Consider the following 14,314-nt stretch of genomic DNA (forward strand, 5'->3'; position numbering starts at 1 on the left):
CGGACTCATTCCGCGTCGCGCGCCGGCACAAGAATTTCGCGGTTGCCGCTCGACGACATCGCCGACACGAGCCCCGACTGTTCCATCTGTTCGAGCAGCCGCGCCGCGCGGTTATAGCCGATCCGCAGATGACGCTGCACGAGCGAGATCGACGCGCGGCGGTTCTTGATGACGATCTCGACCGCCTGGTCGTACAGCGGATCAGACTCGCCGCCGCCTTCGCCGGTTCCCGCGCCGGCCGAGCCCTCGTCGCCGTCGGCGGTGCCGCCTTCGAGCAGGCCCTCGACGTAGTTCGGCTCGCCCTGCTCCTTGAGCTTGTCGACGACGCGGTGCACTTCGTCGTCGCCGACGAACGCGCCGTGCACGCGCACGGGCAGCCCGGAGCCCGGCGGCAGGTACAGCATGTCACCCATCCCGAGCAGCGATTCGGCGCCCATCTGGTCGAGAATCGTGCGCGAGTCGATCTTCGACGACACCTGGAACGCGATCCGCGTCGGCACGTTCGCCTTGATCAGGCCCGTGATCACGTCGACGGACGGACGCTGCGTCGCGAGAATCAGGTGGATGCCGGCCGCGCGCGCCTTCTGCGCGATCCGTGCGATCAGTTCCTCGACCTTCTTGCCGACGACCATCATCAGGTCGGCCAGCTCGTCGATCACGACGACGATGTTCGGCAGGCGACCCAGCGGTTCCGGATCGTCCGGCGTCAGGCTGAACGGATTCGGGATCTTCTCCTCGCGCTTCGCCGCATCGTCGATCTTGTTGTTGTAGCCCGCGAGGTTGCGCACGCCGAGCTTGCTCATCAGCTTGTAGCGGCGCTCCATCTCCGCGACCGTCCAGTTCAGCGCATGGCCGGCCTGGCGCATGTCGGTGACGACCGGGCACAGCAGGTGCGGAATGCCTTCGTAGACGCTCATTTCGAGCATCTTCGGATCGATCAGGATCAGGCGCACCTGTTCGGCGGTCGCCTTGTACAGCAGCGACAGGATCATTGCGTTGATCCCGACCGACTTGCCCGAGCCGGTCGTGCCGGCGACGAGCAGGTGCGGCATCTTCGCGAGATCCGCGCACACGGGCTTGCCGCCGATGTCCTTGCCGAGGCTCAGCGTCAGCGCCGACGACGCGGCCGCGTACACCTCGGAACCGATGATCTCGGACAGATGCACCGTCTGGCGGCGCTGGTTCGGCAACTCGAGCGCCATGTAATTCTTGCCGGGGATCGTCTCGACGACGCGGATCGACACGAGCGACAGCGAGCGTGCGAGATCCTTCGCGAGGTTGACGATCTGGCTGCCCTTCACGCCGGTGGCCGGCTCGATCTCGTAGCGCGTGACGACCGGGCCCGGATACGCGGCGACGACGCTCGCCTCGACGCCGAAGTCCTTCAGCTTCTTCTCGATCAGGCGCGACGTGAATTCGAGCGTATCCGCGGAAATCGCCTCCTGCGTCTTCGGCGCGGGATCGAGCAGCGACACCGGCGGCAGCGTCGAATCGCCCGGCAGGTCGGTGAAGAGCGGCACCTGGCGCTCGCGCTCGACGCGCTCGGACTTCGCCGGCGTGACGACCGGCGGCACGATCGTCACGGGCTCGTGATCCTCGATGCGCACGCGCTCCTCTTCAACCTTGCCTTCGCGGCGCACGGCCGCGGCCTCGCCGAGCTTGCGGTCGCGCTCGGCCTCGCGGCGCAGCTTCGCGACGTTGACGGCGGACAGGATCGCGCCGCCGACGCGCTCGGCAACCGACAGCCACGAGAAGCGGAAATACAGCGACAGGCCGATCGCGAGCGCGATCAGCAGCAGCAGCGTGCCGCCCGTGAAGCCGAACGCGTGCGACATCGCGCCCGCGACGGCCTCGCCGACCACCCCGCCCGGCGCGCGCGGCAACTGCACCTTCAGCGACCACATGCGCAGCGCCTCGATGCCGTCGCACGCCAGCACGACGAGCACGAACGAGAAGATCTCGGTGAGCCAGCCGATCGGCCGCTCGGGTTCGTCGGGAATCGCCTCGTGGCGCGTGATGCGGCGGTAGTTGACCGCGATGCGCCGCCCGAGCGGCACGATCAGCCAGTAGGCCGACAGGCCGAACAGCAGCAGGATGATGTCGGCCGTCCACGCACCGACGCGGCCGGCCCAGTTGGAGATGTGGTCCACCTGCGCGGCGTGCGTCCAGCTCGGATCGCGCCGGCTGTAGCTCAGCAGGGCCATCACCAGAAATGCGCAGAGCGCGACCTGGAGAATCCAGCGGATCTCCGTGAGGAGCTTCGACATCCGGTGCGGCAACGCCTGTGCCTGGGCGGAATAAGGAGCTTTTGCCATGAATCCGTATAAAGAGGACGGGCCGTGCGCCCGCCTGTCGTTCGATCCCGCTTATTGTAAACGCTGCACCGGGCCGTCAAGTGTAAATGACGGTTACATAACGGGGCCGGGAGGCCGAACCGGCCGCCGCGAGCGGTGAAAACCGGCCTGCCGTGCCGTTGCGGGGGGCGTGCGGCAACGCGCCGCCGGGCGCCACCGGCCTCCCTTCGCGCCGCGCCGGCGCGGGAGGCTCGCCGCGAAACGCTATCGCCGCGATTGAAACTCTCGTTCGGCAGTGCAGCAACGGGGCCTTTATAATGCGCGTCTGATACCCATCTATGACGGCATCCCGGTCAACCCGGGCCGTACGGCGAGCCCTACCCCGCCCGCCGCGGCCGTCTCTTACGGATTCGCACATGTCCACGCCCAAACACGCCAAAGTCCTGATTCTCGGTTCCGGCCCCGCCGGCTACACGGCCGCCGTCTACGCGGCTCGCGCCAACCTGTCCCCGGTGCTGATCACCGGCATCGCGCAGGGCGGCCAGCTGATGACCACGACCGACGTCGAAAATTGGCCGGCAGACGCGCAAGGCGTGCAGGGTCCGGAGCTGATGGCGCGCTTCCTCGAGCACGCCGAGCGCTTCAACACCGAAATCGTCTTCGACCACATCCACACCGCGAAACTGCACGAGCAGCCGATCCGCCTGATCGGCGACTCGGGCGAATACACGTGCGACTCGCTGATCATCGCGACCGGCGCATCCGCGCAGTATCTCGGCCTGCCGTCCGAGGAAGCGTTCATGGGCAAGGGCGTGTCGGCCTGCGCGACCTGCGACGGCTTCTTCTATCGCGGCCAGGAAGTCGCGGTGATCGGCGGCGGCAACACGGCCGTCGAGGAAGCGCTCTACCTGACGGGCATCGCGAAGAAGGTCACGGTGATCCATCGCCGCGACAAGTTCCGCGCGGAGCCGATCCTGATCGACCGCCTGCTGGAGAAGGAAAAGGAAGGCGCCGTCGTGATCAAGTGGGATCACGTGCTCGACGAAGTGACGGGCGCGGATTCGGGCGTCACCGGCCTGCGCATCAAGAACGTGAAGACCGGCGCGACGGAAGACCTCGACGTGCAGGGCGTGTTCGTCGCGATCGGCCACAAGCCGAACACCGACCTGTTCCAGGGCCAGCTCGAGATGAAGGACGGCTACATCCTGACGAAGAGCGGCCTGCACGGCAATGCGACCTCGACGAGCGTCGCGGGCGTGTTCGCCGCGGGCGACGTGCAGGACAACGTGTATCGCCAGGCGATCACGAGCGCGGGCACGGGCTGCATGGCCGCGCTCGACGCGCAGCGCTACCTCGAAAGCCTGCACGACAAGAAGTAAGCCGCGAGCCCTGCCGCGCCGGACGCTACAATGGCGTCCGCTGCCGCGAAGCGGGCTTGACCGGAAAGCCGCTGCCGTCGCGCAGCGGCTTTTTTTTGCCCGCGCGCCCGAGCGCGCCTGTCCAGCGTACCGAATCATGGCGAAGAACCAGCCTCACCCGAGCGATCCCGCGAAGCGGAAGATCGCTGCCCGTCCCGCGAACCCCGCGCCGGCCGCCCCGCCGCCCGCGCCCGATCCGGCCGCGTTGCGCGGCCAGGGCCTCGCCGGCCTCGGCGCGCTGCGCGCGAACCTGAAAGGCGAAGCCGAGCGCCGCGAACGCACGCGCGTCGAAACCGCGAAGGCCGAGCGCAAGGCCGAGGCCGACGCGAACCTGTTCCGCAACGAAATCGGCACGATCCAGCCGCTGAACGCGCCACCGCGCGCGGCGGCGGGCCGGATGCCGCCCGACCCGGTGCCGAAGCAGACGCAGCGCGACGAGGAAGACGTACTGAACGCGACGCTGTCCGACGAATTCGACCCCGAGACGCTGCTCGACAGCGACGACTCGCTGTATTACCACCGCCCCGGCATCAGCCGCGACGTGGTGCGCCGGCTGCGCAGCGGCGCGTGGATCGTGCAGGCGCAGCTCGACCTGCACGGGATGCGCCGCGACGAGGCGCGCGACGCGCTCGCCGAATTCATCCGCGACGCCGGCAAGAAGGGGCTGCGCTGCCTGCGCGTGATCCACGGCAAGGGGCTCGGCTCGATCGGCAAGGAGCCGGTGCTGAAGGGCAAGGTGCGCGCGTGGCTCGTGCAGAAGGAAGAAGTGATCGCGTTCTGCGAGGCGCGCGGCAACGACGGCGGCGCGGGCGCGGTGCTCGTGCTGTTGCAGCCGCTCGCGGGCCCCGCCGACCGGGGGCCGCGTGCCGCATCCTAGGCTGACGCTCGCGATCGCGATACTGGAGGCGATCGCCACGCTGGCGTTCGCGATTTCGGGCTTCATCGAGGCGCGCAAGAACCGCCTCGACTCGGTCGGCACCTTCGTCGTCGCACTCGCCACCGCGTTCGGCGGCGGCACGCTGCGCGACATCCTGCTCGAGCGCCGGCCGTTCTACTGGGTCGTGCACGACGACTACGTGATCGTGATCTTCGTGCTCGCGCTGTTCGCGCCGTTCGTGCTGCGAATGCTGTCGCGGCTGTCGGCCGAGCGCTTGCTGCTGGTGGCCGACGCGATCGGGCTCGGCATCTTCAGCATCTCGGGCACGGCGATCGCGCTCGACGCCGAAATGCCGCGCTTCATCGCGGTGATGATGGGCGTGATCACGGGCGTGGTCGGCGGGATCGTCCGCGACGTGCTGTGCAACGACATCCCGCTGATCCTGCGCGATTCGCGGCCGTACGCGACCTGTGCGTTCGTCGGCTGCTGGTTCTACCTGCTGCTCGTGTGGCTGCAGTTCGACTCGGTGTACAGCGTGCTGCTCGCGACCGGCTTCATCCTCGCCGCACGGCTGGCGACGTTCAAGTTCGACGTGCGGCTGCCGCACTGAGGGGAGCAGCACGCTCGCCGTATGACGGTGACTTCGTCCGACCATCTCGTCGGCAATGTTGAGGGTTTCGAGCACGATCGATTCGTCATCGACCGGCTCGACGATCATGCCCGCACCCCGGATGCGTGTCAGGGCACACCGGGTCGTTATTTCGCGCAACGCGCGCGACGTCAGTACCGGTTTGTCGCCTTCTGGTTCAACCAAGGATTACCTTAGCGAGCGGCACTGCGCTGTCACATCCAGCCGTGCAGTCCAACACCATCTTCCGTCTGCAGCATTCGTGAGCGCCCCGGACCCAACACTCCCAAGGTATTGCTCGACACACTTGTTTACATTTTGCCTTCGAAACGAAATCGCTTTCCCAATCGTCCAAAGTGACGCAGCAAAAAAGCTAATTTCATAAACGCGCGCTGGTGATGGCTTTACACCTCCGTGTGGTACCTCGGACACGCTGCCACACAAGAGTATCAAGCGGCGGTGGCATCTCTAGCCCCATATGCACGCCAAGCCGCCGTCCACCGAGCAGTCGCCACAAACAAGTCCAATGGATTCCCGTGCGACGCAAGGATGCTAGTTCCCGGTGATTTTTCCGGAAATCCGGCAACGACCGCCTAGCATTCTCTGACGGTCAATCTCAAAATAAGGTCATTGCAACAAATCGATGGCTATGTAACATGCAAGAGCGTTCAGCGCGTACATTTTCACTAATTAGCACTTCGAAATATATTGGAGATCATCATGAGAGAGTTGATTATCGATGAACTGGATCTTATTACGGGTGCAACATGGGCCGGTGACATTGCAATGAGCGCGGCGCCCGGTTGGGCTGGCTTCGTTGCCGGGTTCGGAATTGGTAGTGTGATCGGTGGCCCAGTCGGGGGCATGGCGGGAGGCGCGATAGGATTTGGCATAGGTGTTGCGGCGGGCGCAGGATTCTCAGCCAGTGGAGGCACCTTCGGCCGAGAGCCAGACGGCACAGATTATTCGGGCTGCAACTATCACTAATAACCGAAAATCCGACACACCAATCAATCACTTGGCGCAGTATGCCCGAGGAGACCCAATGACGATTAAATTCGGAATTTCCGCATCGACATTCGCCATCGAATACCAAGAAAAGAAGCCCTTTCTCATGAAAGGAGCAGCTTCGACCAAGCATTTTTCCTGGAAGGACGTGAACGAAATATATCAGAGGAGCGATGCCGCCTCCAATAATCTGAAATTATCGCTCGATGGAATCCGCGCCAAGAACGAGTATGTCGAAAGCTACTGGGATGTCGGGACGCTACGTCATCAATTAATCAGACCAGTTGTGTACGATTACCTCAGAAAAGGCGCGACTCTGATTGCAAACAAGATCACCAATGAGCCCCAAATATATCGATTCTCACGTGCAATTTCCGAATACACCTGCAGGCGGGTCGTGAGCAGCGCCTACGCGGCCTTCGGGACGAAAGATTCGTACCGCTGCCACTGGGATACTCGAGATGTTTTCGCAGTGCAACTCATCGGGCGAAAGCGTTGGATCCTTTACGAACCCTCATTGCCATTGCCGCTCTACACGCAGCAAAGCCGGGACTACGAACATATGTATCCCTGCCCTGACGAAATCTACATGGACACGATTCTGGAACCCGGCGATGTGCTATATGTTCCGCGCGGATGGTGGCATAACCCACTACCAGTCGGTGACGGAACCTTCCACCTAGCTATCGGCACGTTTCCTGCCTATGCGATAGACTATTTGAGTTGGGCACTGAATCAGATGCCGAATCTTTTGTCCGCCAGAAAAGCTCTTTCCTGTTGGGAGCAAGACCAGGAAACACTCAGCTCGCTCACGACCGAGCTTAGCTCATTGCTGACGGATCAACGAGCATATGCAAAATTCATGGATGAATTTATCGGAGCCACAAGAGTCGAGACGCCACTAGCAATCGATATTTTTGGCGATGAATCCGTCGATATGCTGAAGGACGAGACGCAACTGCGCCTCGCGACTCCATTCCCACGCCACGGCCTGCACAATTCCTACGTTTTGGCGAATGGCACCAAGGTCAATATCAGCTCGCTGAGTGCACCACTGGTCACTACGATTGCCGAACACCCGGGAATTGACGTAAGAGAATTATGTATGCGCCACTCCCGTCTTGGCAGAGAAAATATTTCAAAACTGGTGACTGACCTCTGTCGTCAGGATATTTTGGAAATTATTCACTCTTAATTCCACGCGTGCGTCAATTCATGACATCACGCATCACATAGGCAGGCCAACGATAGCTGGTCCTGCACATCCGCCATGAACATCATTCCCTTCATGTTTGTCGCTCGACGCATCATTCCCGAGCTTGGTCCGACGCCGAAAGGCAAGGTGCATCGCATTCTGGAGAGTGCGGGATCATACGCCTCCGATTGCACGAAGAGACGCTATCGATATTGCCTGATCGCATCCATATTCATACCGTTTCCCTGTGTGCTTTCTTTGTGCAGCTGGCTTGGCCTGCTTCGTGGAAGTCATTCGACGCTAGTCACGCCAATCGTCAGCGCAATCTCCGTTTATTTGAGCCTGCTGATGCTCTCCATTCTTGGATCTCTTGTCTATTCCGCCGATATCCGCCGGGCGTTGAAATCCCCGCCGCAATCCTGACGGCTGCCGGACGCGTTTGCCACGATGCTTCGACCGAACATCCCGTACTGCGCTGGTTGAACCTCGCTCATGGCGCCGTCGAAAGGACCTCCGTTCGGACATCGAACGCACGCCCCATCGACACACGCCCAATACGTCAACGTCACGCGATCCGCTCTTCCGACGCCGGATCGAACAGCACGGCCTTCGACACGTCGAACAGCAGCGACTGCGTCTGCCCCGGCTGCGGGTTCGCGGCCGGATGCACGCGGCTGACGATCCGCTTGCCGTTCACCTGCGCGAACACGTGCGTGTCCGGCCCGGTCGGCTCGGTCACGTCGACGCGCACGTCGATCGGCTGCAGCTTCGACGCCTCGCCGTGGTGCGCGTTGCGCGCATCGGTGATGCGCTCCGGGCGCAGGCCGAGGATCACCTCGCGGCCGACGTGGCCATTCATCCGCTTCGCGTCGAACGGCAGCGTCAGCGCGCTGCGCGCGAGGCCCGTGTCGATCTCGAGCGCGATCCCGCTGCCCTGCTCGACCAGCTTGCCGTTGATGAAGTTCATCGGCGGCGCGCCGATGAAACCCGCGACGAACAGGTTCGACGGCGAATCGTAGATCTCCTGCGGCGCGCCGAACTGCTGGACGACGCCGTCCTTCATCACCGCGATCCGGTCGCCGAGCGTCATTGCCTCGATCTGGTCGTGCGTCACGTAGACGATCGTCGTGCCGAGGCGCTGGTGCAGCAGCTTGATTTCCGCGCGCATCTCGATACGCAGCTTCGCGTCGAGGTTCGACAGCGGCTCGTCGAACAGGAACAGCGACGGATCGCGTGCGAGCGCGCGGCCCATCGCGACACGCTGACGCTGGCCGCCCGACAGCTGGCCCGGCTTGCGATCGAGCAGATGCTGGATCTGCAGCATCTGCGACACGCGGTCGACGATCTGCTGCTGCTCGTGCTTCGGCACCTTGCGGATGTTCAGCCCGAACGAGATGTTCTCGCGCACCGTCATCGACGGGTACAGCGCGTACGACTGGAACACCATCGCGATGTCGCGATCCTTCGGCGACAGGTCGTTGACGACCTTGCCGTCGATGCAGATCTCGCCGCTCGTGACCGTCTCGAGCCCGGCGATCATGTTGAGCAGCGTCGATTTCCCGCAGCCCGAACCGCCGACCAGGATCAGGAACTGTCCGTCCTCGATCTCGATGTCGACACCCTTCAGGACCGGCACCCCGTTCGGGTAGGTCTTGTACACGTCACGGATGGAAAGGCTTGCCATGCTGTGAATCCTCTGTCTCGTCTCGCGCGGCGCACTACGGCGCCGCGTCGGGTTCGTTTCGATGCGCCGCGCGACGTGCGCGGCCGGTTCGTCGTCTCGGATGAAACCGCGCTTACCCCTTCACCGCGCCCGCCGTCAGCCCGCGCACGAAGTAGCGGCCGGCGACGATGTAGACGAGCAGCGTCGGCAGCGCGGCGATGATCGCGCCGGCCATGTCGACGTTGTATTCCTTCACGCCCGTCGACGTGTTGACGAGGTTGTTCAGCGCAACCGTGATCGGCATCGAATCGACGCCGGAAAACACGATCCCGAACAGGAAGTCGTTCCAGATCTGCGTGAATTGCCAGATCAGGCACACCATGAAGATCGGCAGCGACACGGGCAGCAGGATCTTCGTGAAGATCGTGAAGAAGCCCGCGCCGTCGATGCGCGCGGCCTTCACGAGCTCGGACGGCACGCTCACGTAGAAGTTGCGGAAGAACATCGTCGTGAACGCGATCCCGTACACGACGTGCACGAACACGAGGCCGGGAATCGTGTTGGCGAGGCCGAGCATCCCCTGCAGGCGCGCCATCGGCAGCAGGATCACCTGGAACGGGATGAAACAGCCGACCAGCATCATCGTGAACAGCGCGTCCGCGCCGCGAAAGCGCCAGTGCGTGAGCACGTAGCCGTTGAACGCGCCGATCAGCGACGAGATCAGCACGGCCGGGATCACCATCTGCAGCGAGTTCAGGAAGAACGGCTTCATCCCGTCGCAGCGCACGCCGGTACACGCGCCGCTCCATGCCTTCACCCACGGATCGATGGTCCAGCTGGTGGGCGGCGTCAGCAGGTTGCCGGTGCGCAACTGGTCGAGATCCTTGAACGACGTCGACAGCATCACGTAGATCGGGAACAGGAAATACAGCGCGAACAGGATCAGCGCCGCATAGATCACTGCCCGGCTGATCGTCATCTTAGGCTGCATTGCGGGTGCTCCTCGATTCCATATACATCAGCGGCACCAGCACCGCGACCACGGTCGCGAGCATCATCACCGACGACGCCGCGCCGAGCCCGAGCTGGCCGCGGTTGAACGAAAACGTATACATGAACATCGCCGGCAGCGACGACGACGTGCCCGGGCCGCCCGCCGTCAGCGCGACGACGAGGTCGAAGGTCTTGATCGTGATGTGGCACAGGATCAGCAGCACCGAGAAGAACACCGGGCGCATGCTCGGGATCACGATCTTGCGGTAGATGGTCGGCAGCGTCGCGCCGTCGACCTGCGCGGCCTTGAAGATCTCGGCATCGACGCCGCGCAGCCCCGCGAGGAACAGCGCCATCACGAACCCGGTCGACTGCCAGACGGCCGCGATCACCACGCAGAAGATCGCCTTGTCCGGATCGCCGAGCCAGTCAAACGAGAAACTCGTCCAGCCCCAGTCGTGCATCACCTTCTCGAGGCCGAGGCCCGGGTTCAGGATCCACTGCCACGCGGTGCCGGTGACGATGAACGACAGCGCCATCGGGTACAGGAAGATCGCGCGCAGCGCGCCTTCGTTGCGGATCCGCTGGTCGAGCAGGATCGCGAGGAACAGCCCGAGCGCGACGCAGACCGCGATGAACGGAATCCCGAACCAGCCGAGGTTCGCGGCGGAGGTCCACCACACGTCGTTCTGGAACAGGTCCGAGTAACGGCCGAAGCCGTCGAATTCGTAGTTCGGCAACAGCCGCGAGTTGGTCAGCGACAGATAGCCGGTAATCAGGATGAAGCCGTAGATGAACACCACGGCAATCGCGACGCTCGGCGCAAGCACGAGCTTCGGAATCCAGCGATCGGCGAAGGCCGACATCGGCGATGTACGCCGCGCGGCGGGAGCGCCGGATCCGTTTCCGCTAAGAGGGGCAGCCACTTGATTCGACTCCTGGAACGAGGGCGGCGCAGGCCGGGCCGGCGCCGGTTACGGCACGGGCTCGCGGGCGAGCCCGTTTGCTGCACATGCAAAAACGCCCGGCCGATGAAGCGCTTCCGGCCGGGCGCCTGTCGCGCTTTACTTGACCTTCGCGGCCTTCGCGAGCGCGGCGACCGCGCTCTTCGAATCCTGCTGCGAGTTCATGAACTTCGTCACGACGTCCGTGATCGCGCCGGCGGTCGCGTCGCTCTGCGCCATCCCGTGCGCGAGCGACGGCACGAAGCCGCCCGACTTGATCGCGGTCTGCTCGTCGGCATACGACTTCTTCGCGCAGTCGTCGAACTTGTCCATCTTCACGCCGAGGCGCACCGGCACCGAACCCTTCAGCAGGCTGAACTGCTCCTGGAAGTCCGGCGTCATGATCGTCTTCGCGAGCGCGAGCTGGCCTGCCGTCGCGGCCTTCTCGCCCTTCTGCTGGAAGAACACGAACGAATCGACGTTGAACGTGTACGAATTCGCCGTACCCGGCACCGCCGCGCAGATGTAGTCCTTGCCCGCCTTCTTGCCCGCGTTCTCGAACTCGCCCTTCGCCCAGTCGCCCATGAACTGCATGCCGGCCTTGCCGTTGATTACCATCGCGGTCGCGAGGTTCCAGTCACGGCCGTTGCGGCCGGTATCGAAGTAGCCCTGGATCTTGCGCACCGTGTCGAACACGGACAGCATCTGCGGCGACGTCAGTGTCGCCTGGTCGAGGTCGACGAGCGCCTTCTTGTAGAACGCCGGGCCCTGCGACAGCACGACGTCTTCCCACAGCGTCAGGTCCTGCCACGGCTGGCCGCCCATCGCGACCGGCTGGATGCCCGCGGCCTTCAGCTTGTCGGCCACCGCGAAGAATTCAGGCCAGGTGGTCGGCACCTTCGCGCCGATCTTGTCGAGCGCGGCCTTGTTGATGTACAGCCAGTTCACGCGGTGCACCGAGAACGGCGCGGCAACGGTGTGGCCCTTGTACTTGATGATCTTGTCGATTTCCGGCGGCAGGTTCTGCTTCCAGTCGCCGGCGGCGGAATCGATGTTGACGAGCACGCCCTGGTCGGCCCAGTCCTGGATCAGCGGGCCCTTGATCTGCGCGGCCGACGGTGCGTCGCCGCTGATCACCTTGGTCTTCAGCGCCGTCATCGCCGCGGCACCCGCGCCGCCCGCGACCGCGAAGTCCTTCCACACGTAGCCCTGCTTCTGCAGGTCGTCCTTCAGCACGCCGACGGCCTTCGACTCGCCGCCCGAGGTCCACCAGTGCAGCACCGTTACATTCTCGGCTGCCTGCGCCGCCACGGCGCCAGCCATCAGACCTGCCGCGCAGAGCGCACCCATGATCGAGCGAACTTTCATTACTTATCTCCTCCAGACTGAATCAACTCGTGAGGTTCCCTGACCGGGAACCGGCTTCTTGATAACGACGGGGAAATCGAGCCGCGGGACGCATGCAGCGTACGGGCCGATGACCGGCCGGGCTCTTACAGAAAGCGTGAATCGAGATTCAACGGCGTGTCTCCTCTTTGTGTTTCTGGCCCGCCGCGATGCTGCGACGCGAGCCCGGGGCCGACGGTGCGCGAACGATGCGCGCCATCAATGTCCGATAACATTCGGCACAAGGCGCTCCCGAAGACGAAGCTCGCGCAGTTCATCGACCGCACTTCTTTTTTTCTTCGCCCAGGTGCTACCCCTTGCGGCGGATTGTAGTTAAACTACAATTCAGTGTCAAAAATATTTTTATCGCACTACGGATCGCTTCCCAGCACCCCAACCCGGCGGAGACACATGCATACCGATTCCAGCTTTACCTTCGTACTTTTCGGCGGCACCGGCGATCTGTCGATGCGCAAGATCCTGCCTGCGCTGTTCGAAGCGCATCGCGCGAACATGCTGGCGGAGAGCGGCCGGATCGTCGCAGTGGCGCGGCACGAATCGGATCGGGCGGGTTATCTCGAGTGGGTCGATACGCATGTGAAGCCGCATGCGGCCAAGGCGGCCGGCACCACGCTCGACGAAGCCGCGTGGAAATCCTTCCTCGATCGCATCGAGTACGTGAAGCTCGATCTCGGCCGCGCGGAAGACTACGTCGTGCTGCGCGACGCGATCGCGTCGCTGCCCGGCATTCGTGTGTTTTATCTCGCGACGGGCCCGTCGCTGTTCGTGCCGATCTGCAACGCGCTCGCGTCGGTCGGGCTGAACGAAGGCTCGCGCATCGTGCTCGAGAAGCCGCTCGGCTACGACCTGCGCTCGTCGAATGCGATCAACGACGCGGTCGGCGAGATCTTCGCGGAAGACCAGATCTACCGGATCGACCACTACCTCGGCAAGGAGCCGGTGCAGAATCTGCTCGCGCTGCGTTTCGGCAACGCGCTGTTCGAGCCGCTGTGGCGCCGCGAATGGGTCGAGAGCATCCAGATCACGATCGCCGAGGAACTCGGCGTCGAGGCGCGCGGCGATTTCTACGACAATACGGGCGCGCTGCGCGACATGGTGCAGAACCACCTGCTGCAGCTGCTGTCGATCGTCGCGATGGAGCCGCCGCATTCGATGGATTCCGACTCGGTACGCGACGAGAAGCTGCGCGTGCTGCGCGCGCTGAAGCCGATCGATCCGCGCGATATCGGCAAGGTCGCGGTGCGCGGCCAGTATCATGCGGGCGTGATCAAGGGCGCGCAGGTGCCGGCCTACGCGACCGAACCGGGCGTGAAGCCCGACAGCGCGACCGAAACCTTCGTCGCGCTGAAGGTCGAGATCGAGAACTGGCGCTGGGCCGGCGTGCCGTTTTTCCTGCGCACCGGCAAGCGTCTTGCCGATCGTGTCGCGGAAATCGTCGTCAACTTCCGCCCGGTGCCGCACTCGGCGCTCGGACCGACCGCGCTGCGCGCCGGTTCGAACCGCCTCGTGATCCGGCTGCAGCCGAACGAGACGATCCGCCTGTACTGCCTCGCGAAGCAGCCGGGCGAAGGGATGAACCTCGCGAGCGTGCACCTCGACCTCGCGTTCGACCAGTTCTTCAAGGAAGGACAGATGGAGGCGTACCAGCGCCTGCTGCTCGACGTGATCAACGGCCGGCTCGCGCTGTTCGTGCGTCGCGACGAACAGGAAGCCGCATGGCGCTGGGTCGAGCCTATCCTGAACGAATGGGCGCGCTCGCTGAAGCCGCCGAAGCCGTACGCGGCGGGCACGTGGGGGCCGGCCGCGGCGAGCGCGATGCTCGCGCAGCACGACACCTGCTGGCTCGAAGAAGAAAACTGATGCAGACCGTTGCCGTGCGCGCCACCG

Annotated in this window: 13 protein-coding genes; 8 read left to right on the forward strand and 5 right to left on the reverse strand. The window is 63.8% G+C overall.

What is annotated here, in order from left to right:
* Positions 1 to 5: 5 nt before the first annotated feature.
* A complete protein-coding gene (locus ACTRWB_RS13255) occupies positions 6 to 2,315 on the reverse strand; it encodes a DNA translocase FtsK (RefSeq protein ID WP_193097830.1) in 2,310 nt (769 codons plus the stop codon).
* A 395-nt stretch (positions 2,316 to 2,710) separates the two neighbouring features.
* On the opposite strand from ACTRWB_RS13255, the gene trxB reads away from it, so the two are divergent.
* The 7 genes from trxB (at position 2,711) to ACTRWB_RS13290 (ending at position 7,843) form a co-directional block, all read left to right on the forward strand.
* Positions 2,711 to 3,673 (forward strand): thioredoxin-disulfide reductase, encoded by a 963-nt coding sequence (gene trxB, locus ACTRWB_RS13260; protein WP_129513947.1) that lies wholly within the window; start codon positions 2,711 to 2,713, stop codon positions 3,671 to 3,673.
* A gap of 136 nt (positions 3,674 to 3,809) precedes the next feature.
* The gene (locus ACTRWB_RS13265) at positions 3,810 to 4,589 is read left to right on the forward strand and encodes a Smr/MutS family protein (protein WP_129513946.1); all 780 of its coding nucleotides are present in this window, start codon (positions 3,810 to 3,812) and stop codon (positions 4,587 to 4,589) included.
* Positions 4,576 to 5,199: a trimeric intracellular cation channel family protein gene (locus tag ACTRWB_RS13270; RefSeq protein ID WP_048243127.1), complete on the forward strand. Its 624-nt coding sequence runs from the start codon at positions 4,576 to 4,578 to the stop codon at positions 5,197 to 5,199. The genes ACTRWB_RS13265 and ACTRWB_RS13270 overlap by 14 nt, the downstream gene beginning before the upstream one ends.
* Positions 5,200 to 5,220: 21 nt before the next feature.
* A complete protein-coding gene (locus ACTRWB_RS13275; protein WP_446902159.1) occupies positions 5,221 to 5,415 on the forward strand; it encodes a hypothetical protein in 195 nt (64 codons plus the stop codon).
* Positions 5,416 to 5,937: 522 nt separating this feature from the next.
* A complete protein-coding gene (locus tag ACTRWB_RS13280) occupies positions 5,938 to 6,204 on the forward strand; it encodes a hypothetical protein (RefSeq protein ID WP_446902160.1) in 267 nt (88 codons plus the stop codon).
* A gap of 58 nt (positions 6,205 to 6,262) precedes the next feature.
* Positions 6,263 to 7,420 (forward strand): JmjC domain-containing protein, encoded by a 1,158-nt coding sequence (locus ACTRWB_RS13285; RefSeq protein ID WP_446902161.1) that lies wholly within the window; start codon positions 6,263 to 6,265, stop codon positions 7,418 to 7,420.
* A gap of 75 nt (positions 7,421 to 7,495) precedes the next feature.
* Positions 7,496 to 7,843, forward strand: a complete 348-nt coding sequence (locus tag ACTRWB_RS13290) for a hypothetical protein (RefSeq protein ID WP_446902162.1) — start codon at positions 7,496 to 7,498, stop codon at positions 7,841 to 7,843.
* A gap of 142 nt (positions 7,844 to 7,985) precedes the next feature.
* On the opposite strand, the gene ACTRWB_RS13295 is transcribed toward ACTRWB_RS13290, so the two are convergent.
* The 4 genes from ACTRWB_RS13295 to ACTRWB_RS13310 all read right to left on the reverse strand — a co-directional run bounded on the left by ACTRWB_RS13295 (position 7,986) and on the right by ACTRWB_RS13310 (position 12,388).
* A complete protein-coding gene (locus ACTRWB_RS13295) occupies positions 7,986 to 9,104 on the reverse strand; it encodes an ABC transporter ATP-binding protein (protein ID WP_048243128.1) in 1,119 nt (372 codons plus the stop codon).
* 112 nt (positions 9,105 to 9,216) lie between these two features.
* Complete coding sequence (locus tag ACTRWB_RS13300) at positions 9,217 to 10,074, reverse strand: carbohydrate ABC transporter permease (protein WP_048243129.1); 858 nt, start codon at positions 10,072 to 10,074, stop codon at positions 9,217 to 9,219.
* Entirely contained in the window at positions 10,064 to 11,002 is a 939-nt protein-coding gene (locus ACTRWB_RS13305; protein WP_129513944.1) for a carbohydrate ABC transporter permease, read from the reverse strand. The genes ACTRWB_RS13300 and ACTRWB_RS13305 overlap by 11 nt, the downstream gene beginning before the upstream one ends.
* Positions 11,003 to 11,140: 138 nt before the next feature.
* Positions 11,141 to 12,388, reverse strand: coding sequence for an ABC transporter substrate-binding protein (locus tag ACTRWB_RS13310; protein ID WP_193097827.1), 1,248 nt, complete (start codon positions 12,386 to 12,388; stop codon positions 11,141 to 11,143).
* A gap of 429 nt (positions 12,389 to 12,817) precedes the next feature.
* Between ACTRWB_RS13310 and zwf the strand changes: the two genes are divergently transcribed.
* Positions 12,818 to 14,287: a glucose-6-phosphate dehydrogenase gene (gene zwf, locus ACTRWB_RS13315; protein ID WP_193097826.1), complete on the forward strand. Its 1,470-nt coding sequence runs from the start codon at positions 12,818 to 12,820 to the stop codon at positions 14,285 to 14,287.
* The last annotated feature ends 27 nt before the right edge of the window (positions 14,288 to 14,314 follow it).

Source organism: Burkholderia sp. YIM B11467, from assembly GCF_052952715.1.

Coding starts and splice junctions, on each gene's coding strand:
- ACTRWB_RS13255 (WP_193097830.1), bottom strand. CDS start 2,315: ATGGCAAAAGCTCCTTATTCCGCCCAGGCACAGGCGTTGCCGCACCGG.
- trxB (WP_129513947.1), top strand. CDS start 2,711: ATGTCCACGCCCAAACACGCCAAAGTCCTGATTCTCGGTTCCGGCCCC.
- ACTRWB_RS13265 (WP_129513946.1), top strand. CDS start 3,810: ATGGCGAAGAACCAGCCTCACCCGAGCGATCCCGCGAAGCGGAAGATC.
- ACTRWB_RS13275 (WP_446902159.1), top strand. CDS start 5,221: ATGACGGTGACTTCGTCCGACCATCTCGTCGGCAATGTTGAGGGTTTC.
- ACTRWB_RS13280 (WP_446902160.1), top strand. CDS start 5,938: ATGAGAGAGTTGATTATCGATGAACTGGATCTTATTACGGGTGCAACA.
- ACTRWB_RS13285 (WP_446902161.1), top strand. CDS start 6,263: ATGACGATTAAATTCGGAATTTCCGCATCGACATTCGCCATCGAATAC.
- ACTRWB_RS13290 (WP_446902162.1), top strand. CDS start 7,496: ATGAACATCATTCCCTTCATGTTTGTCGCTCGACGCATCATTCCCGAG.
- ACTRWB_RS13295 (WP_048243128.1), bottom strand. CDS start 9,104: ATGGCAAGCCTTTCCATCCGTGACGTGTACAAGACCTACCCGAACGGG.
- ACTRWB_RS13300 (WP_048243129.1), bottom strand. CDS start 10,074: ATGCAGCCTAAGATGACGATCAGCCGGGCAGTGATCTATGCGGCGCTG.
- ACTRWB_RS13310 (WP_193097827.1), bottom strand. CDS start 12,388: ATGAAAGTTCGCTCGATCATGGGTGCGCTCTGCGCGGCAGGTCTGATG.
- zwf (WP_193097826.1), top strand. CDS start 12,818: ATGCATACCGATTCCAGCTTTACCTTCGTACTTTTCGGCGGCACCGGC.